A 19998-nucleotide genomic window follows, 5' to 3' on the forward strand; every position below is an offset into this window, starting at 1 on the left:
TAAATAACATGAATTTAAAAACCATTTTATATACCGTTATTTTTATATTTTCTAATGCAACTTATTTAATTGCACAGGGAGAGGAAAAAGCATTGACAGATATAAAATTAAAAGAACTCAAAGGCTTAGCAAAAAATTCATTAAGACTTGGTGATACCTATACTGCTTTATATTATTATGAAGAATGGGCTAAAAGAAAACCAAAAAATAACGACCTTAATTTTCAAGTAGCAGAACTTTTTAAATTCACCAGAAACTATAAGCAAGCAGAAGTTTGGTATGCAAAACTTGATTCTATCGATCCGAAAGCATATCCTTTAGCTGTTTTTGAACTTGCAAGAATGCAAGTAGCACAAGGGAAATATGAAGCAGCAAAAGAAAATTATTTAGCCTTTAAAAAACTAGCTAGATATGTAGATGATATTTATTATAGAGACCAGTATAAAAAAGGAATTGCTTCCTGCGATTTTGCAATCACTTACAAGGATTCGGCCCCTACCGCCATTATAAACCATTTAAACCGTACCATAAATAAACCCCATGTTGAATTTTCGCCAATTATTGTAGATGAAAACAACCTAATCTATGGTTCTTTAAACATTGAAGGCGTTGAATATTATAACATTAGTGCACATGATAGCATGACAGTTCCATTACGGAAATTTTATACAGCAAAAAAAATAAATGATGAATGGGAATCACAAGGCGAACTTAAAGGCCCTTTTAATCAAGAAAATGCACACGTTGGGAATGCAACCTTATCCCCAGATGGCAATAGAATGTACTATACGATATGTCAGAAAAACTGGCAAAATAAAGTTGTTTGTCATTTGTATTATACAGAAAAAACGGGCGAAAATTGGACAGCTCCAGTAAAAATGAATGAAAGTATTAATTTACCTAATTTTACTACCACACAACCTGCAATTGGCATTGACTCTAGAACCAATGCTGAATTGATTTACTTTGTTTCCGACAGACCAGGAGGAAAAGGGGGATTAGACCTATGGTACACAGAATACAATAAAAGAAGAGAAATATTTAAAACGCCCAAAAATGCTGGTTCAAGAATTAACAGTAAAGGAGACGAAGCTACCCCTTTTTACGATTATACTGCACACAGTTTATATTATAGTTCTAATGGTGGAATTGGATTTGGTGGGTATGATATTTATAAAACCTTTGGCGAAAAAAGAAAATGGGAGCCCTCAGAAAATTTAGGTAAAGGAATTAATTCCTCTTATGACGATTTAGATTTTGTATTAAACAAGGACAAAAGTGGTGGGTTTATTATCTCTAATAGGGCTGGAGGAATGGCACTATTGAGTGAAACTTGCTGTGATGATTTATATGAATTCACTTTTTCTGAATTTATTAAAATAGAATTTTTAGCGGAAGTCAAGAATGTGGAAAATGAATCTTTAGATGATTTTAAATTGAACGTTTATTTGAATAACCCTAATACTGGCGAGAAGGTATTGATTAAGAAAGAAGACCTACATCAATCCAGTTTTGAATTAAACTTAAACCAAGGGTACACTTATTCCATTGAAATTTCTAAAGTAGGATATTATTCAAAAAACACAGAAATAACGACTGCCACCATTAGCGAATCCATAGCCATTAATAAAGATATCATTTTAGAAAAAATTCCAGAGGAACCAATTATCTTAAAAGGAATTTTATACGAGTATAACAGTGCGCAACTTAGTAAGTCGGCAAAAGCAATAATCGACACCACACTTTATCAATTACTATTAGACAAAGAAAATATTGTCATTCAAATATCTTCTCATACAGATAATGTAGGAAAAGACGCGTACAATATGAACCTCTCCGTTAAAAGAGCCAAAAGTGTGGTAAATTACTTAGTTGACAAGGGTATTGACCCAATGCGTTTAGCATATAAAGGGTACGGAGAAACCATGCCTATCGCATCCAATCAAAATGAAGATGGATCAGATAATCCAACAGGAAGAAGTTTAAACAGAAGAACCGATTTTAAGGTAATTAGTGAATTAAAAAGAAACCTTCCTGAGCAAGAAGAGGATGAGGAAGCAAAAGACAAAAAATATAAAAGGGAGAAAAAAATAAATTTCTAAATTGCTTTCGCATTTACACCTTTACAGTTTCAGTTCAATTCTTACATTTTCATTTTCCAATTCAATCATGTGCTCTTCTAAAATAAAGTTCCCTTCTTTAAATTTGTTATTCCTCGTTTCCGATTGCTCTTGTCTTCTAACACTTCTAGCATAACGTCTCACGGCATTAGCGTCTTTTAAAATAATTCCTGGAACAGGAACACTTTTACCATTTTCATCTTTTGCTACCATGGTAAAGTAAGAGGAGTTGCAATGTTTTTTCTTACCTGTTTGAATATTTTCAGCTTCTACCCTTACACCAACTACCATAGAAGTTCTACCTGTAAAATTAATGGAAGCTTTAAGAGTGACAAGCTCCCCTACTTCAATCGGTTTTAAAAAATCGACTTTATTTACAGAAGCAGTAACACAATAATAAGCAGAATGTTTGGAGGCACATGCAAATGCAATTTGATCCATTAAATTGAGTATAAAACCACCGTGTATTTTACCACTAAAATTAGAATTAGATGGCAACATTAATTGAGTAATGGTTATTCTTGAGTCTTTTATTTCTTTGAAGTTCATAGCGTTTTTATGATGAATTAAATGTAGTCAATATAAGTGAGTTTTAGCCAAATTACCATTTACCATTTCCACATTCACAAAAAATATTTGATAGTATTCATGGGTTTATGTTCAAGTTATGAAAGAAGTATTTAATTTAGAAAAAAATTAAAAAGTGGTTTTAAATTATATTTGGATTGGATTTTTCTTAATTGCACTCGTTGTTGCCATTGTGAAAACAATTGGTGGAGACATGGATGTTTTCTCTGCCATTGTGAATAGTACTTTTGACATGGCAGAAACCTCCTTTACTATTGCCATAGGATTAACAGGTGTTTTATGTCTATGGTTAGGGATTATGAAAATTGGAGAAGATGGTGGCGCAATACGTATCTTATCCAGGTTAGTTGGACCTTTTTTTAACAAACTTTTCCCAGACCTTCCTGAAGACCATCCGGCGAGGGGTTCCATGTTAATGAATTTTTCGGCCAACATGTTAGGACTTGACAATGCCGCTACACCAATGGGATTGAAAGCCATGAACGAAATGCAAACGGTAAATCCAGATAAAGATACAGCCAGCAATGCACAGATCATGTTTTTAGTTTTAAATACTTCAGGTCTAACTTTAATACCTGTAGCGGTAATGAATTACAGAAATTTATTTGGCGCTGAAAATCCATCTGATATATTTATCCCCATTTTAATCTCCACTTTTTTTGCTTCTTTAATTGGTTTGATTACGGTTGCAATTTATCAAAAAATAAATTTGTTTGACAAAGTTGTATTGGCATACATAGGAGGACTTACCCTAATTATTGCGGGTATTCTTTGGTACTTTACTAGTTTAACACCGGAAGACTTGGCAGTACAATCGAGTTTATTTAGTAGTATCGTTTTGTATGGTTTAATTTGTGCTTTTATTATCATGGCTTTGGTTAAAAAAGTGAATGTTTATGAATCCTTTATCGAAGGTGCGAAGGATGGATTTGGTATTGCCATTAAAATAATTCCATACTTGGTGGCCATTTTAGTTTCTATTGGCGTATTTCGTGCTTCGGGAGCACTCGATTTTTTGATTGAAGGCTTTAGATGGTTTTTTGCTTTGTTTACCAGCAGTACCGAATTTGTAGATGCTTTGCCCACTGCCTTGTTACGACCATTGAGTGGCACTGGCTCTCGTGGCATGATGTTGGATATTTTTGAAACACATGGTGTGGATAGTTTTGCTGGAAAACTGAGTGCAACTTTACAGGGTGCTACAGACACCACTTTTTACATAGTTGCTGTATATTTTGGGTCCGTTGGAATAAAAAAGACCCGATACGCAATAAAAGCAGGTCTGATTGCCGATTTAGCAGGTATTGTTTCCGCCATAGTAATCGCCTATTTATTCTTTGGCTCCACCATTAATCAAACGCAACTTAGTCCGAATGAAGTATTGAATGATTTTCAAACACATTGGCAAACCCGTAATTTTGAACAATTATCAACCTACATGAGTGAAGACATTGTACTATACGACCAAACCTATGATACCATTGCCATTAATAAGGAACAAGCCATAACGCAATTTTTCAAAACAGACCAATCTACTCAGTTTAAAAATAGCCTTATTCAAGAAAATGATCAATATTTTGGATTTATTAAGGCCTCAAATGAAACTTTAGACAAAAAGAACGTTAAATTGGTGATATCGAAACAAAAGATTACGGCAATTCAATATTTAGGTATATTTTAAAATGTTCGGAAAAAAGAAAAAAAAGAAACAAATTGAAGGAAAGGTAAAGTTGCAACCACTTGATTTTCCTGCAAAAGTATTAAGTGTATGGTCTGAAGCCATCTCAGGGGATGAAAAATGCTTACAAGTTTTACTGAAAAGTGAATATCGGGCCTTGGGATTGTTTGTGTACGCTTTGTATTTAAAAGAAGATGCAAGGACCTGGTTATTAGAAAATGGCTATGCGCATTTAATGGCCATGATTAATGGTGTGGAAGGAAACAAAAATGCCATAGCATGGTTGGATGTCCACGGTTTTCACATCCTAAAAAATATGGCATTATCTGCCGACGGAGAAGCTGCTGGATTCCAATGGTTGGTAGACAATAACCATAAAGATATGGCTTTGATTTCAAAGAAAATTGAACACTTAAAAGATGAAATTGAGTTGAACAATAATGATGTGCATAGAATCAGCAGAGATTAAATTCTTAAGCCGTGATCTTTACCTATCTCAATTAAAAACGTATATGCTTCTTGGTAGTTATTTTTTATTTTCCCATCCAAAATAGCTTCCTTTATTTCAGACTTTAACTCCCCAACTAATTTGCAAGGTTCTAAATTAAAAGTTTTTATAATCTCTTGCCCAGTAATAGGCGGTTGAAAATTTCGAACATGGTCTTTTTCCTCTACTTCTTTTAGCTTTTTTCTTACTTTTTGAAAGTTGTTTTTGTATTTCTGTACCTTAAATTCATTCTTAGAGGTAATGTCAGCATTACAAAGCGTCATTAAATCCTCAATATCATTCCCTGCCTCAAACAACAATCTTCTAATGGCTGAATCCGTTACATTTCCTTTTACCAAAGCAATAGGTCTTAAATGTAAACGAACTAATTTCTGGACATATTTCATTTTGTTATCCAGCGGTAATTTCAGCTTTTTAAAGATTCCAGCAACCATTCTAGCGCCAACATCTTCGTGGCCATGAAAAGTAAAACCAACTTTTGGATTAAACCTTTTGGTCCTTGGCTTGGCAATATCATGCATGATAGCTGCCCAACGCAACCACAAATCGTTGGTATTCATACTGATATTATCTAATACTTCTAATGTATGGTAAAAATTATCTTTGTGACTTTTTCCATCAATAGTCTCTACACCGTATAAATCAACCATTTCAGGAAAAAACTCTTTTAATAGGCCACTATCAAACAACAACTTGAACCCTTTCGAAGGTACAGGTGACATAATTATTTTATTTAGTTCATCTACTATTCTTTCTGTCGAAATTATTTTCAGTCTACCAGCATTTTCTTGGAGCGCATGCTTTGCTTCCAAGTCAATTTTAAAGTTCAATTGGGTAGCAAATCGAATAGCCCGTAACATACGTAAAGGATCATCTGAAAATGTAATATTAGGTGTCAAAGGTGTTTTAATTATTTTCTTTGAAATATCTTCCAATCCATTAAAAGGATCAATCACCTCGCCAAAGGAACTTGCATTTAAACTTATAGCCAAAGCATTAATGGTGAAATCACGCCTGTCTTGATCTTCTTTTAAAGTTCCTTTTTCCACAATTGGATTCCTAGAATCCTCATTATAAGATTCCTTTCTTGCCCCAACAAACTCCACCTCTATATCGTCGTATTTAAATGCTGCGGTTCCAAAATTTTTATAAAAAGCAACTTTCTTTACGCCCAAAGCTTCGGCCACTTTTTCGGCCAAGAGTAATCCATCTCCCAACACAACTATATCTACATCTTTAGATGGGCGATCTAAAATAATATCTCTAACAAATCCGCCAATCACAAAAGATGAAAAGTGATTCGCTTTTGAAACCGTCGAGACAGTTTCGAACAATTGGTGGTTTAAATGGCTTTTTAAATTCAAAATATTATTTTCTTAAGATATTAATCTCTCCATTTTCACCAATTTTAATAATTTGAGAAGGAGCACTATTTGTTTTTTCAAAACTAGGGTCAACTATAAAGTCCACACCTTTTTTTATTTCTTCATCAATATCCTGAAACGATTTTGGATAAGGATGATTAGATATATTGGCGGAAGTGGAAATTAAACCGTGCCCAAGCTTTTGAATAAGTTGGTAAGAAAACGCTGTAGTTTCGTTGACCATTCTCACCGCAATACTTCCATCACTTCCTAATACCGCAGGCGCAACATACTGTCCTTTTGGGTATATAATAGTCAATGGTTTATTGGCATAATCGAGTAAATCATAACACACATCTGGAATTACCTTTACGTGTTTATTTAAAACTCTTTCTGCATTTACGAGTACGATAAAATTTTTATCCGCAGCTCTTTTTTTTAGCTGATTAATTTTTTCTAAGGCAGCAATATTGTTCGGATCACAACCAATACCCCAAATGGTATCGGAAGGGTACAAAATTATACCTCCTGCTTTAATTACTTTATACGCTTGTTCAACTTGGTTTTTCACGTTGCAAAAATAAAAAAAACCATTTATAAATAAATGGTTTTTCAAATTAAGGTTAGTTTTATCTTATTTAAGGATTAATTTTTTAGTGATAACTTCATTACCAGCACTAACTCTCACGAAGTATACTCCTGTACTTAAAGTTGATAAATCTATGTAATTATTTAACCCTGTAGCTGAATTCGAATAAACTATTTTTCCAATGGTGTTTAATATTTCTATATTAGCTCCTATTTTATTCAGCGATAATGTTACACCTTCTGTGGATGGGTTTGGGTATAATTTAGCGGTAAATGCATCACTTTTCAATGTTTCATTAGATAAGTAATTTGGATTAGCATCTTTAGACCAAATCATTTTTAGGTTAATTGCCCCCATTCCTGGAATGGTTAATACAATATCACCATAAATAAAAATAGGAAAATTACTAGTAGCGGTATGGTAGTAATTATAAGATGTTCTTGTTATGGTCGCATTTCCAAGTAAAGTTAGACCAGAAAGCGTTTCAACTGTTTTAACTCTTAAAGTATTCGCGTATGTATTACCTGGTAATTTTAATTCTCCTTCACCATCTGCTTCAATTGTGGCTGTTCCACTAATTGCGACTGTTCCAAAAGTAGGAACCGTTGCTTCTCCTGAAATCACATCATTTGTAGCATCCCCAAAAGCGATAGGAAAAGGTAAACCATCTAAAACATCTGTATTGTATTTAATCACATAATCTGACCCACCTGAAGAAAACACAAAACCATGTGTTATTACATTTGTAGTTGTATTTTCAAAAAATGTTTGAACACCACTATTAAAGTCTTCATGATAAACAGCAGCTGGAAAATCGGTTGCAAATGAAGAGGTTGCAATATCAATTACGGAAGTATTATAAAGACCTGCGTCATCTACTAAAATAATATTTGAAAAGTCCCAAGTCGTCCCCGCAGCATTACCTATGGTTGAAGCCTGGCTCGGTGTTGCTGAATCCACTAAATAGTATTGAAACATATCTCCTGTTGACAAGGTGTCACTCAGCGAAATAGATTGCGCATTAGATATAAATGCGGTAAATAAGGCAAAAGAAAGTATTAGTTTTTTCATATTAATGGCAGTTTTCTATTTTAATTCCACACAAATTAACAACTTTGTATTTAATTTAAAAAATATTTACTTGTTTGATTTAAAGAAATACGCAAAAATTGTTTTAGTTATAGTAGGTTTAATCACACTATTTTTCATGTATAATTTGAAAAATTTAAAATTTGACTATGATTTTACGGCATTTTATGCCCAAAATGATCCTGAAACTCAATTTTTTGAAGCACACAAAAATAGATTCGGAACCGACAATGATTTTGTTTTCATGTCCATTGAAAACGATCCTTCCATTTTTGAAACTGATTTTTTAAAAAAAGTGGCTGCTTTTGTAGCAGAACTTGGCGAAGATTCATTGGTAAAAAATGTCGCTTGTTTGACTAATATGTCGGAGTATGTAAAAACCCCTTATTCTCGTCTTGCGATCAATGTTCCATACTTAAATATTTGCGATACTTGCGATTATTACAATGACTCCTTACGCATTTTTAGTCGCCCAGAAATTGAAGCTTTTTTCATTAACCAGGATGCTACTGGAATGATGGTTCGAATTGACCACTTAGAATACCTGTCTAAAAAAAAATGTGATTATTTAAAACAATCCATTGACCAGTTAATTGAAAAGTATGGATTTGAAAAATACCATTTAGCTGGTCGGGCAATCGGGCAAAGTTATTATGTTGACATCATGAAGTTTGAAACCTTATTCTTTATAGGGCTTTCCTTTATTCTTATCATTCTATTTTTATATATTGCATTTAAATCCTGGTGGGGTATTTGGCTCCCATTATTGATTGTCAGTTTTTCCATGTTATGGATTATCGGTTTTATGGCGGCTATTGATGCACCTATCAATATTGTGTTAACTGTTTTACCTTCCATCATGTTTGTAGTTGCCATGTCGGACGTCATCCATTTGGTTTCAAAATACATTGAAGAATTAAGGTTGGGTACACCAAAAAATAAAGCGGTAATCCGGGCTTATAAAGAAGTAGGTTTTGCGACACTGTTAACTTCAGTAACCACCGCCATAGGTTTTTTAAGTTTACTGACTGTACCAATGCAAGCGATAAAGGTCTTTGGAATATACACTGCTTTGGGTGTTTTATTTGCTTTCTTTCTGGCCTACACATTGCTACCGGCTTTGCTGATATTGGTTAAGCCACCCCCATTGACAGAGAAAAAAATCACCCAAAACTTTTGGTACAAAAAACTACATGCTAGCTTCTTATTTATCATTCGCAACAAGCTTAAACTATTTTGGGTTTTTGTTTTATTTATTGGTGTAGGTATAATGGGCATGCTTAAAGTACAAAACAACTACTTTTTATTAGAGGATTTGAAAGAAGACAACTTTATGCGTCAGCAGTTCACTTATTTCGATAAGGCTTATATGGGACTAAGACCTTTTGAATTATCCGTAGAATTGGTGGACAGTAATAAAACAATTTTCGACTATGAAGTTTTGCGTAGCATTAATCGAATTGATAGTTTTTTGGAAAGCGATTACGGTTTGAATCAAACCTTTTCCTTGGCTAAAGTTTTTAAAATTGCCAATCGGATTGAGCATGCTGGACAATCAAAATATTATCAATTCCCTAACGAGGCAGCGACTGCTGGTTTTTTAAAAACTTTATTAAAACTAAAAGATAAATCCATGTTAGGCGCCCTGGTAGATTCTTCTCAACACTACACAAGAATATCGAGTACAATGGGAGACATTGGAAAAATTGAAGCCGACAAAAAAACCTTGCGACTACATCAATTTATTAAAAGTGAAATTGATTCCACCCTTATTAGAACTCAGATTACTGGTACTGGACATATATTGGATACCAACATGGCTTCCATTTCTTTTAACCTTACCTTGGGCCTATTAATGGCAATATTAATAGTATCCTTACTGATGGGCTTTTTATATAAAAACTTAAAAATGGTTTTAATTGCATTAGTCCCCAACATACTGCCATTACTTTTTTTAGCTGCAATTTTAGGTTACTTAGGAATAGACTTAAAAGTTTCAACGGCCATTATTTTCACCATTGCTTTTGGTATTGCTGTAGATGACACCATCCACTTTATGAGTAAATTTAAATTAGAATTGAATAAGGGAAAACCATTTTTATATGCCTTAAAACGTACCTACCTATCTACTGGTCGGGCAATTATATTAACCACTTTAATAATATGTGCTGGTTTTTTACTTTTACTATTTTCTGATTTCCTAGGTACTTTTTATATTGGTCTATTGATTAGTTTAACCTTAGTATTCGCTTTACTGGCTGACTTGGTATTATTACCGGTGTTAATCCTTTTATTCTACGGAAAGAAATCGTAAATTTGGTCATACAAAAAAAACAAAAAAAAACATGAACGAAGTACCCAAAAAGCTAATTGCATTTATTGCAGTTTTATTATTAATCGTAATCGTACTATTTAAATCTTCCGTTACCATCAACGCAGGGGAAAATGGTGTATTATTCCAACCTTTTAGTGGTGGTGTTTATACAGAGTCACCTTATAGTGAGGGATTTCATATTATTGCACCTTGGAATAAAATGATTATTTATCAAGTACGTCAACAAAAAATTTCAGAAACCATGGCCGTTTTATCTTCCAATGGACTAGAAATAAAATTAGACGTTACTTTACAATTTCAACCCATTAAAAAAGAATTACCAAAACTACACCAGGAAAAAGGTATTCAATATATTGATGACATTGTAATACCTGCAATGCGCTCTGCTACTAGAAGTGTAATTGGAAGATATACGCCAGAGGAGATCTATTCTTCAAAAAGGGATATTATTCAAGATGAAATTGATGAAGAGACAAGAAAAATCATTGAAAAACAATACATCAGCGTAAATGAAGTATTGGTAAGAGATGTAACTTTACCGGCTACTATTAAAACAGCCATTGAAGAAAAACTGAAACAAGAGCAAGAATCTTTACAATATGAGTTTAGGTTACAGAAAGAGCAAAAAGAAGCACAAAGAATTAAAATTGCAGCGGAAGGAAAAGCAGAAGCTAATAGAATTTTAAATGCTTCCTTGACTGCAAACATTTTGCAAGAAAAAGGAATAGAAGCCACTTTAAAATTAGCCGAATCTCCAAACACGAAAGTGGTAGTTGTTGGTGGAAAAGATGGTTTACCATTGATTTTAGGTAATAATTAAGCTTTAATTAATTGAAATAAAAAATGCCCTGACAATTATTGTCAGGGCATTTTTTTTGTTTCAATAGCTTCAATTGTTCAAGCCATTATATTGACCTAGATTTTGTTTCTTTTTCTTTTTTAATTTTTTCTTCTAAAGCATTGGTCATTTTTTCAGCCTGTTCAATTTTTTCTTTTTTCTCCAGGTATTCCGTTTCTTTAATTTTACCTTCTTTTTTTGCCTTTTCTAAATCTTCTTTTGCGACTTTAATTTTTTCTTTGCTTCGTTGCACGTCTCCTTCTCCTCTTTCAATTGCTTTCTCTAAATTTTTCGACTTTTCTAGGTGATTTTTCTTAGCATCTTCAGCACGTTGTTGCCCATATTCTTTACCTTCTAGTCCTTTTTTATCTTTGCCGTACCCAATTCCTTTAACCTCCGAGCTTTTCTTATTCTCTTCCTTCGAGGAAACTTTTGTCGACTTCCTTTCCTTTTTTTGGATTTCTAGGTCGCTTTTTACTTTTTGGACTCCATGCTCCCCTTTTTCACCATGTTGCTTTAACTCCTCTCTACTTTTATCCACTTTTTGCGCATTTTTTTCAATCGCCTTTTCGACTTTAACCTCCGTTTTATCGACTTTATGCTTTACTTCTTTTTTTATTTTTTCCTGCTTTTTCTCTAGACCAGTCTGGGCAATTAATGGTGTGGTTGCAAATCCAAACCATAACATACTTACTTTTAATAATGTGTTCATAGGTGTTTTTAAAGTTTATTTTAACTGTGAAATTGTAGCCAAAAATGATGCCATATGTTTTCTTACTAGCCATAAAAAAAGCCCTGACATTTTAACGTCAAGGCTTTCCTATACTTAAGTAAAAATATTACTTTGTCAATGCTTTTGCAGCACTTACTTTTTCTTTTAATTGAGATGTAAGAGCGGCAGCTTTTTGGATTTTTTCCATTTTTGCAGTATACTCTTCCATTTTAATTGACTTGCTAGCTAATGCAGCCTCTAAAGTAGCTTTAGCAGCTTCAATTTTAGTGTTTGCACCAGTAACTGTAGACTCACCATTTGAAACAGCACTACTCAAAGCAGCTTTCTTTTCTGTCATAAATGCTTTGGCAGCTGCTGCTTTTTCTTCTCCAACAGGTGTATTTGCCATTTCAGCTTTATAATCAGCAGCAGTTTTTACATTCGCTTTTTCAGTTTCTACTTTTGCAGTCACTTCTTCTACCATTTCATCTGTAGATAAACTTGCTACTTTTTCAGTTGCTTGTTCTTTTACTGCAGTTGCTTTTTCTTCCAAACTATTTTTTGCACTAGTTTCTACTGATTCTGCTTTACTTTCAAGACCTTCTTTTGTATCCGCTTTAATAGTTTGCGCTTTACTTTCAATATTCTTTTGTTCTTGACTCAAAGATTTACTAACCTCTTTTTTTGTTTGATTTGCTTTTTCTTCGAAGTTTTGAGCCATCAATGATGCACTAAAAAAAACGGCACCTAATAGTATAATTGATTTCATATTTTTATATTTTAAAGTTCGTTTAATAATTGATTTAATTCATCACTAGCTGCTTCAATTTCATGCGCTGATTCATCAAACACAGTAGACAAAGAGTCCATAGTATTAATCTCACTGGTCATTTCTTTTAGTGCCGCTGCTTTTTCTTCTTCCGCTTTTTTCTCTGCTGCTGCATTTCCACAGCTAGCTAATAACAAGCCTGTGAAAATCATAATCGTTAATTTCTTCATTTGATAAGGTTTTAAAATAATTTACACAAATGTATTGTTTTTTTGGGTAAAAAAAACGCAGGCCATTAAGAAGTATGTTTTTAATAGCTGTTTGCCTATTAATAAACCATCATTTTTTTGGTAACAACTGCGCCATCTACAGTTAACTGCACACTATACATCCCTGCTTTAAAACCACTTACATCAATACTGCTTTTATTACTTATATTCCGTGTTAAAAGTAAAGCACCATTCATGGCAAATATTTTTAATGTACCGTTTTCTCCTGTTCTTATTACCACATTTTGTTTGGCTGGGTTAGGATAAATGAAGAAATCAAGCTCCTGATTGTCCACTGTTTGATAGCCCGTAGTTACAATATCATTTACATCTCTAGGTAAAATTTTAAATTGAGAAAAGCCAAATTGACCAATTCCAGTTATTGCATAAACATTTCCAATTACAGCGGTAGATTGGTAGTTAAATATATCGTCATCTATAATTAAACTTCCAGAATTATCGTTTACCATCCAGGTATTAAACCCACCATTATTATCGGTACATTCCGCAGCTTCTACTTTTACTAAGACACCTTCCCATTCTTCTGCATTTGCTGCTGCAGTAGTGACAACCGTAGCCACAGGTAAACTATTGCCAGAATTGATAATACTAAAAGCAGTAACGGATGTTAATTCTGTTAAACCATTAAATTCATCTATTGTACCAGTAACCATCACGCTATCTCCAATCGCTAAATTTTGTGTATTGTCGTAGACATAAATTCCATTCCAAGCACCTGCTCCATCTTGGATAAAATACCTGTTTTGTCCGGTAATACCTGTTACAATGCCATAAGTAGTAATTGAATTTCCTAATTCAGGAGAGTCTCCATTTACATTGTTAGTAAATTGAATAGCATATATAGATACGGTTATTGGCGGGATTGCACCAATAATGTCATTAATATCTCTAGGAATTATTTTATAATCACCATATGAATAATGGCCAATTCCGATTACGCCATATACGGTATTTAAAGTGGGTGTATAAGCGTATAGCTCATCATCTACCAACAAAGAATCATTTGCAGAAAGACCGTTATTGATTAACCATTGGCCAAAACCAGCATTTATGTTTGTACAAGTGGCGTTATTTATCTCTATTAAAACCCCTTCCCACTCTTCTTGCGTTTGCACATCTACTGTATTTAAAGTAGTTGCAATTGGGGAAACGTCAGGTATTGGCTCCAAAATATAGTTAGTAATCAATTCAATTTGTGTAGCATCATAATTTTCTGCGACGGTACCAGTAACTGTAACACTATCTCCTCTAGATGGTGTATTGCTATTGTCTTCCACAAAAATACCTGAAAAAGCACCAACTCCATCTTGAATCCAATAGCCTAAGCCTGGATTTATACTGGTAACAACTCCAGAAGTAATGGTCAATGAATCTTCAAAAGAAGAAGGTCCTGTACTTGTATTTTGTAAAGCATAAATTGTATGCTGTGCAGGTACCGCTGTATTAGTATATTCGACCATTGAAACAGAATCTAAAGCAAACCCATTGGCATCTGTATTTTTTAATGATAAAATTAACTCTATTGAATCACAAGTGATAGGGATAGTAATGTTTTGAGAAATGGATGACAAAGCGCCACTTGTCGCTGTTGACTCATAATTAGAGTTATCATATACATAGCCGGCACTTGAAGAACCTGCAGATAGATCATAAAAAGCAGCTCTTACTTCACCTTGCAACCCCCTAACCCACATGGTAATGGCGTAAGTAGCTCCTGGCGTAACTACAATCGTATCTGAAGTAAAACGTTTATGTCCAGCCCCTGTATTAATCAATTGCGCCATACTTGTTCCATAAGTAACACCAAAATTGATTTCATTTACATTAGAAGAAGCAATATTTGTTTTGGCTCCAAACCAATCCGCTGGATTTCCAGATACCATGTCCCATGAGCTAAAGTCACTTTGAAAAGCCACTTGCGACATGGCTGTTGCACCAATAAATAGTGCTGAAATTAAAGTAAAAAACTGTTTCATCTTTTTTGTTTTTATTATTTATCCATTTATGATTATATCATCTATTTCCCATGTAGAACCATCAGTATTTGAACCCGTATATTTAAAAGCAAAATAAACTGCCTTGCCTGCAAATAATGACAAATTAATATCGCCAGTATTTTCAAATCCCCAACCATTTGGGTTAGAATCCCAGTTAACCGAAGCGGTAATATTTACCCAAATAAATAAATTAGGATCCCCTATACCATCATAATCTTCAGAAACCAATAATTGTAATTGGTCTCCATCATAATTTACGTCATTATTAAAACCCAAAGTTGGATTGGAAATAAGTGCAAAGGCCACTTTTGGGGATATCAACCAATTTTCACAAAGGAAATTTCCGCCATTAAAATTCGATATTTTGGCATATGGTGTTAAAGCACCGCCCACAGTAGACGTCTCCCAAGTGTCTTCCCCGTCAACTTGGACACTCATCCAACCACCAGAAGTAATACTATTGTCATTAAAGTCTTTACTTAAATTAGCACCAGGTATTAAAGTTATTCCATTACACCTTTCTCCTGTCATTTCCACCTCGTTAAAAGACCTGATTTTTAATTGTAAATCATCATTAAAACGATCCACAATGACAATAACTTGTCCATTTCCTTTCGCTATATTCATACCTGCAAACTCTGCAAATCCTGAGGTTCTCAATAAAATTGAATTTCCAAAACAGTCTTCTAGCCTTCTATTTTCAGCGAATTGTGCCGGAGCATCTGCATAAGTCGCTCCTAATTCTTCCTTTGCAAATTGAACCCCTGTTAAAATGACTAATTGATTGACAAAATTGGTGTCAATATCTTCTATCGACATAGCTTTGGGGGGAATACCCTGTCCTTTTACTTGCTTAATTACCCGCGTACTTGGGTCCACATTTGAAAGTTGCATCACCCCATTATAATTATCAATTAGAGCGCCCAACAAGTTAATCCTTAAAGAATCACCTACCAAAAAATCTGTAGCACTCAACAAGCGTAAATTAATTGCCGCAGTTGCATCTTGAATGTATAAACTTTTGTAAATGTTACCGTCAGATTCATCCATAGTTACTGTAGCAAATACAGATAAAGTATCCTTTATTTCTAATTCTGCTCCTTGGTATAAATCTATTACCTCTTGAATCGTCAAAATTCTATTGGCATTTAAAGTATGATAAGGTGGATGATCTAGTTCTTTTTTACAAGCGGCGATTCCTAAAATCACCATTGAAATTATTATTATTCTTTTCATCTTTATGTTTTTCCTGAGATGACTATATCATCAATTTCCCATGTTTTCCCATCACTGCTACTTCCTATGTACTTAAAAGCAATCACAACATTTTCATTGGTATAAGCGGATAAGTCAATGATTCCTGAATTTACCCATTCCCACCCTCCTGAAGAAAGAATGGGATTTAAAGTGGCCCATGTAGCAATGTTTGGGTCTCCTGCACCACTGTAATTTGTAGAAATATATACCTCTAAATTAGTACCTTGATAGTTACTCGCGTTGATAAAACTCAATCCTGGTGTGTTAATTAAGCTCAAATCAATTGCTGGAGAAACCAACCAGCTTTCACATGCAATGTTATTGGATCCGTCAAAATTTGATATTTGACAATAAAAAGAAGCAGCGCCTTGGTCGTTGGTTTCCCAAGTATCTGATCCCACAATTTGTTCCATGTGCCAACCTCCAGTTGAAATCAATTCATCATTAAAATCTTTTACAATGTATTGTCCTGCACAGCGCTCTGCATCCATTTTTATTTCATCAAAAGAACGAATTATCAATTGCACATCTCCATTAAACATCCCTACAATTGCCATAATACTTCCGTTTCCTTCCGCCACCAATTCATCCGCAAAATTTGCGTAACCGCTATTGCTAAACCATACCGTATTTCCATCACAATCTTCCACCATAATGTCTTTCGATTCTTTGTCTTCAGCAAAAGCATAAGTCCCGCCTATTTCAGGATAAATAAACTGAACATTTTCCAGTTTAATTAAACGAGACTGTAAGTTAGGATTGACATCAGAAACCGATAAAGCAAGCGGTTTAATGTCTTTGTCAACCGCCAATTTTACAATGTTATTGTCTGCGTGAACGGCATCTAATTGTAAAACTCCGTTATAAGTACTCAATACGGTCCCCTTTAAGTCGATTCTTATAGAATCGCCCACGTAAAGTCCACCAGCAGATAATAAACGAACATTCAAAGCAAAATCTCCTGCTTGAATATAAGTCGATTTGTACAAATTTCCATCCGATTCATCCATGGTCACTGTAGCGTAGACCGACAATGAATCGTTAAAATTGATTGGTGAACCTTGGTAACTTGCGATTAAATCTTCTAAACTAATACTTGCTCCAGCAAGGACAGGATCAATTGCTGGTGTTTCAAATTTTTTATGGCAGCTTAGCACTACCATTCCAATAGATAATAATATTATAAGTCCCTTCATAATTTAGAATCTTAATTTTGCAGTTATAAAATAATTGAATCCGTACATGTATGCTAGTCTAGGCGGAAATTTATTGATGGATTGACTTTCAAACCGTAACTGCTCGTATCCTCCTGTTTGAAATGATTGGTTATTGGTTATGTTATTTAAGTTGGCTGAAATCGCTAAGAATTTGTCCTTAATTTTAAATGATTTACCGATAAAAGCACTGACCGAATAACCATCTTTCAATTTAGTTTGATCTAATACTTCATCCCATTGTGGATCGCTAGTCACAAAATTCTCAACAGCTTCTGCAGTTCTCCTGTCTGGGTTTGGATCTAAGTAAATATTTGCATAATAATTGTAATTAACACCGGCAAACCAATACTTTTTACCGTTGTATTTTAAACCTACTGAAAAAGCGGATTGTGGCATTCCACCTACCTTGTAGTTCTTTAAATAAATCGTTTTGTCTTGGTCTAATGAAGCCGCAGAGTTATCGACATATACATTTGCTGTTGGACGAGAAGTGTACAAATGCTGAGCGTGTGCTACCACTAAATTACCTTGTAATTTAGTGGTAATGTTTCCTTCTAAACCAAACTCAATTCCTTGGTGTAAATAATCTACACCTGTCATGGAATAATTTACAAAATTATTGTAGGCGTCGTTATAGAAACTTCTGGACCAAACTGCATTTTTCCTTTGGGTGTGGTACAAGGTGAATCTCATTTTTAATTTTGGATACCTTAATAAATAAGAAATATCACCAGAATAGATAAATTCATTTTCTAGACCATCTACCAAATAATCTCTGGTGCGCGGCGAAACAAAAGCATCTCTAGAATAAGGCGCTTGTGATTTAACAACTGCGTTTACTGTTACAAATTGTCTTCCTGATAATTTATAAGTCAAACCTGATTTTATTGCGTAATTCACAAAATTTGATTTTTCAGAATCTCCTTTTGAATCTTCGGGAAATTTTCCGTTTTGATTCAAACCTTCCCTATAAAAGTTGGTGTGTGATAATTCAAGAGCAGCATAGGCATCCATTTTATTCAACATAAAGTCAAATTGACCAAAAGCGGTTGTCTTGTGGTTATAAACGTAATAATCGTAATCAAATTTCTCCCCCACTTTTACCAAATGATTTGGCGTTGCTAAGTTATTTTGTTGAATGGCTGGATCAACGCCGACTTGAGCCGCAAAACGATCCACATCTAACCAAAAATCTCCTCCTAATAAATCTTCAATTGTTTTGTAATAATGATTTCTTTGGTATTGATAAAAAGCACCTACTGTAAATTTAGTTTTATCCGTAATTTTTTTATCGTACTTTGTATTTACACCATAGTTGATACTATTATTCCAACGGTTTTCAACTATGTATTTCGAACGGTTTCCAATCACGGTATTTCCCGCAATACCATCTACATTTTCTTGGCTGTATAAATTTTTCACATTCGCAGCATATAAGTTGTCCCATTGAATTTGTCGACCAGCTGGATTGTTCTCCCACAATTCACGATAAACACCCGCACTAATTGGATCGTTTACGTTTTCAAAATAAGAAGGTAAATAGCGGTAATAATCAGGACGAGGATCATTGGCGTCATTCCAATTTAAACTCGAACGCCTGTATTTCCCAAAAGTAGTATAGACAGAAGTATTTAATTTCGCTTCATTTTTTAATTTCCATTCGTGGCTTAAAGTAATAATCGGCATATGAGAAGAACTTGTTCTTGCATTGCGTTTCACTTTTTCACCATTTGGCAAAGATTGATAGCCCCAATTTGCGTTATAATAAGGATCGTCAGTTAAGTCATAAATTTCTTGAACCGCTAATCCTTGACCACCTCTATAAGAAGGAGCGCCCATCACAGAAAAATGGATACCATGTTTTTCGTTGATCTGTTTTTCGCCTGCAAAGTAATAACCTGCTGCTTGGTAAAAAGTTCCTTTAACATAGCCCTCTTGAGCATACCTTGCAGAAACCGATCCTGCAAAAGCCCATTTATTGGCTAAAACACCCGAACTAAAAGTATACATTAAACGGTGACGATAAGAACGGTTTGTGATGCCATAAGAAATTTGATGCCCCTTTCTGATGTTTGTTGGTGTTGCATCAATGTTTGAGTAACCACCTATACCACCAAAGTGATACGGATTACTCCCCAACCATCTTTTTGATTCTGCGTACCTTGTTACATCATTCAAACCACCCCATTTATACCAAGTACCATTCCCCGACTCTAAATCGTTCATTGGAATACCATTTATCATAATGGTTGTTTGATTTGAGTTATATCCACGTATTTTAAAACGCGCTACACCAAAATTAAAAGCGGCCGTATTAGTGAACACATCTCTTGACGATTGCAGCAATCCTGCTATTGCTTGTACAGCGGGGGAACTATTGTTTAAATCTTTTAATGTGCTTACAAAAACAGGGGACTCTACCTTCCTAATAATAGAATCTTTTTCTTGGGCATTTAAAAAACTATTAGCCAAGAAAAAAAATAATAAAAATCTTAATTTTAAGAGAGAAAACTGAATCATTAAAATTTGTTAAATAAGGTTATTTCCTATCAAAAGTACATATTTATTCTTTCGATTTTTCTTTATTTTTCATCCTTTCAAAAACTTAACGTTAAGTTAAAATCTACTTAAACTAATAAATATTGAT

16 protein-coding genes are annotated in these 19998 nt (G+C 34.1%); 5 read left to right on the top strand and 11 right to left on the bottom strand.

The features are described from left to right. Positions 1-8 precede the first annotated feature (8 nt). Positions 9-2102, top strand: a complete 2094-nt coding sequence (locus tag DNU06_RS08805) for an OmpA family protein (RefSeq protein WP_111062885.1) — start codon at positions 9-11, stop codon at positions 2100-2102. A gap of 21 nt (positions 2103-2123) precedes the next feature. On the opposite strand, the gene DNU06_RS08810 is transcribed toward DNU06_RS08805, so the two are convergent. After that, entirely contained in the window at positions 2124-2669 is a 546-nt protein-coding gene (locus DNU06_RS08810; RefSeq protein ID WP_111062886.1) for an acyl-CoA thioesterase, read from the bottom strand. 154 nt (positions 2670-2823) lie between these two features. Between DNU06_RS08810 and DNU06_RS08815 the strand changes: the two genes are divergently transcribed. Then, entirely contained in the window at positions 2824-4389 is a 1566-nt protein-coding gene (locus DNU06_RS08815) for a nucleoside recognition domain-containing protein (RefSeq protein ID WP_111062887.1), read from the top strand. Between the two features lies 1 nt (position 4390). Beyond that, a complete protein-coding gene (locus DNU06_RS08820) occupies positions 4391-4855 on the top strand; it encodes a hypothetical protein (protein ID WP_111062888.1) in 465 nt (154 codons plus the stop codon). Here the strand turns inward: DNU06_RS08820 and DNU06_RS08825 are convergent. The 3 genes from DNU06_RS08825 to DNU06_RS08835 form a co-directional block, all read right to left on the bottom strand. Further along, on the bottom strand, positions 4852-6258 hold the full coding sequence (locus DNU06_RS08825; RefSeq protein WP_111062889.1) for a CCA tRNA nucleotidyltransferase: 1407 nt from the start codon (positions 6256-6258) through the stop codon (positions 4852-4854). The two genes, DNU06_RS08820 and DNU06_RS08825, sit on opposite strands and share 4 nt — an antisense overlap. Before the next feature lie 4 nt (positions 6259-6262). Continuing rightward, positions 6263-6829, bottom strand: a complete 567-nt coding sequence (locus DNU06_RS08830) for an L-threonylcarbamoyladenylate synthase (protein WP_111062890.1) — start codon at positions 6827-6829, stop codon at positions 6263-6265. A gap of 63 nt (positions 6830-6892) precedes the next feature. Then, positions 6893-7918 (bottom strand): T9SS type A sorting domain-containing protein, encoded by a 1026-nt coding sequence (locus DNU06_RS08835; RefSeq protein ID WP_111062891.1) that lies wholly within the window; start codon positions 7916-7918, stop codon positions 6893-6895. Positions 7919-8063: 145 nt separating this feature from the next. Here DNU06_RS08835 and DNU06_RS08840 point away from each other — a divergent pair, with 145 nt between their 5' ends. Together DNU06_RS08840 and DNU06_RS08845 are read left to right on the top strand one after the other, a co-directional pair. Beyond that, the gene (locus tag DNU06_RS08840; RefSeq protein ID WP_158526859.1) at positions 8064-10250 is read left to right on the top strand and encodes an efflux RND transporter permease subunit; all 2187 of its coding nucleotides are present in this window, start codon (positions 8064-8066) and stop codon (positions 10248-10250) included. Between the two features lie 31 nt (positions 10251-10281). Further along, the gene (locus DNU06_RS08845; RefSeq protein ID WP_111062893.1) at positions 10282-11091 is read left to right on the top strand and encodes a prohibitin family protein; all 810 of its coding nucleotides are present in this window, start codon (positions 10282-10284) and stop codon (positions 11089-11091) included. 85 nt (positions 11092-11176) lie between these two features. Here DNU06_RS08845 and DNU06_RS08850 read toward each other — a convergent pair whose 3' ends face one another. From DNU06_RS08850 to DNU06_RS08880, 7 genes are all read right to left on the bottom strand, one after another. Continuing rightward, positions 11177-11821: a hypothetical protein gene (locus tag DNU06_RS08850; protein ID WP_111062894.1), complete on the bottom strand. Its 645-nt coding sequence runs from the start codon at positions 11819-11821 to the stop codon at positions 11177-11179. 127 nt (positions 11822-11948) lie between these two features. Next, on the bottom strand, positions 11949-12590 hold the full coding sequence (locus tag DNU06_RS08855) for a hypothetical protein (RefSeq protein WP_111062895.1): 642 nt from the start codon (positions 12588-12590) through the stop codon (positions 11949-11951). 11 nt (positions 12591-12601) lie between these two features. Next, on the bottom strand, positions 12602-12820 hold the full coding sequence (locus DNU06_RS08860) for a hypothetical protein (protein WP_111062896.1): 219 nt from the start codon (positions 12818-12820) through the stop codon (positions 12602-12604). 98 nt (positions 12821-12918) lie between these two features. Continuing rightward, a complete protein-coding gene (locus DNU06_RS08865) occupies positions 12919-14856 on the bottom strand; it encodes a T9SS type A sorting domain-containing protein (RefSeq protein ID WP_111062897.1) in 1938 nt (645 codons plus the stop codon). 18 nt (positions 14857-14874) lie between these two features. Further along, on the bottom strand, positions 14875-16113 hold the full coding sequence (locus DNU06_RS08870; RefSeq protein ID WP_111062898.1) for a DUF5689 domain-containing protein: 1239 nt from the start codon (positions 16111-16113) through the stop codon (positions 14875-14877). A 2-nt stretch (positions 16114-16115) separates the two neighbouring features. Continuing rightward, the gene (locus DNU06_RS08875) at positions 16116-17330 is read right to left on the bottom strand and encodes a DUF5689 domain-containing protein (RefSeq protein WP_111062899.1); all 1215 of its coding nucleotides are present in this window, start codon (positions 17328-17330) and stop codon (positions 16116-16118) included. 3 nt (positions 17331-17333) lie between these two features. Beyond that, complete coding sequence (locus DNU06_RS08880) at positions 17334-19871, bottom strand: TonB-dependent receptor plug domain-containing protein (RefSeq protein WP_111062900.1); 2538 nt, start codon at positions 19869-19871, stop codon at positions 17334-17336. Positions 19872-19998 lie beyond the last annotated feature (127 nt).

This window comes from Putridiphycobacter roseus (assembly GCF_003234935.1).
Taxonomy (GTDB): domain Bacteria; phylum Bacteroidota; class Bacteroidia; order Flavobacteriales_D; family Crocinitomicaceae; genus Putridiphycobacter; species Putridiphycobacter roseus.

Coding starts and splice junctions, on each gene's coding strand:
- DNU06_RS08805 (WP_111062885.1), top strand. CDS start 9: ATGAATTTAAAAACCATTTTATATACCGTTATTTTTATATTTTCTAAT.
- DNU06_RS08820 (WP_111062888.1), top strand. CDS start 4,391: ATGTTCGGAAAAAAGAAAAAAAAGAAACAAATTGAAGGAAAGGTAAAG.
- DNU06_RS08880 (WP_111062900.1), bottom strand. CDS start 19,871: ATGATTCAGTTTTCTCTCTTAAAATTAAGATTTTTATTATTTTTTTTC.
- DNU06_RS08855 (WP_111062895.1), bottom strand. CDS start 12,590: ATGAAATCAATTATACTATTAGGTGCCGTTTTTTTTAGTGCATCATTG.
- DNU06_RS08865 (WP_111062897.1), bottom strand. CDS start 14,856: ATGAAACAGTTTTTTACTTTAATTTCAGCACTATTTATTGGTGCAACA.
- DNU06_RS08850 (WP_111062894.1), bottom strand. CDS start 11,821: ATGAACACATTATTAAAAGTAAGTATGTTATGGTTTGGATTTGCAACC.
- DNU06_RS08810 (WP_111062886.1), bottom strand. CDS start 2,669: ATGAACTTCAAAGAAATAAAAGACTCAAGAATAACCATTACTCAATTA.
- DNU06_RS08860 (WP_111062896.1), bottom strand. CDS start 12,820: ATGAAGAAATTAACGATTATGATTTTCACAGGCTTGTTATTAGCTAGC.
- DNU06_RS08845 (WP_111062893.1), top strand. CDS start 10,282: ATGAACGAAGTACCCAAAAAGCTAATTGCATTTATTGCAGTTTTATTA.
- DNU06_RS08875 (WP_111062899.1), bottom strand. CDS start 17,330: ATGAAGGGACTTATAATATTATTATCTATTGGAATGGTAGTGCTAAGC.
- DNU06_RS08870 (WP_111062898.1), bottom strand. CDS start 16,113: ATGAAAAGAATAATAATAATTTCAATGGTGATTTTAGGAATCGCCGCT.
- DNU06_RS08835 (WP_111062891.1), bottom strand. CDS start 7,918: ATGAAAAAACTAATACTTTCTTTTGCCTTATTTACCGCATTTATATCT.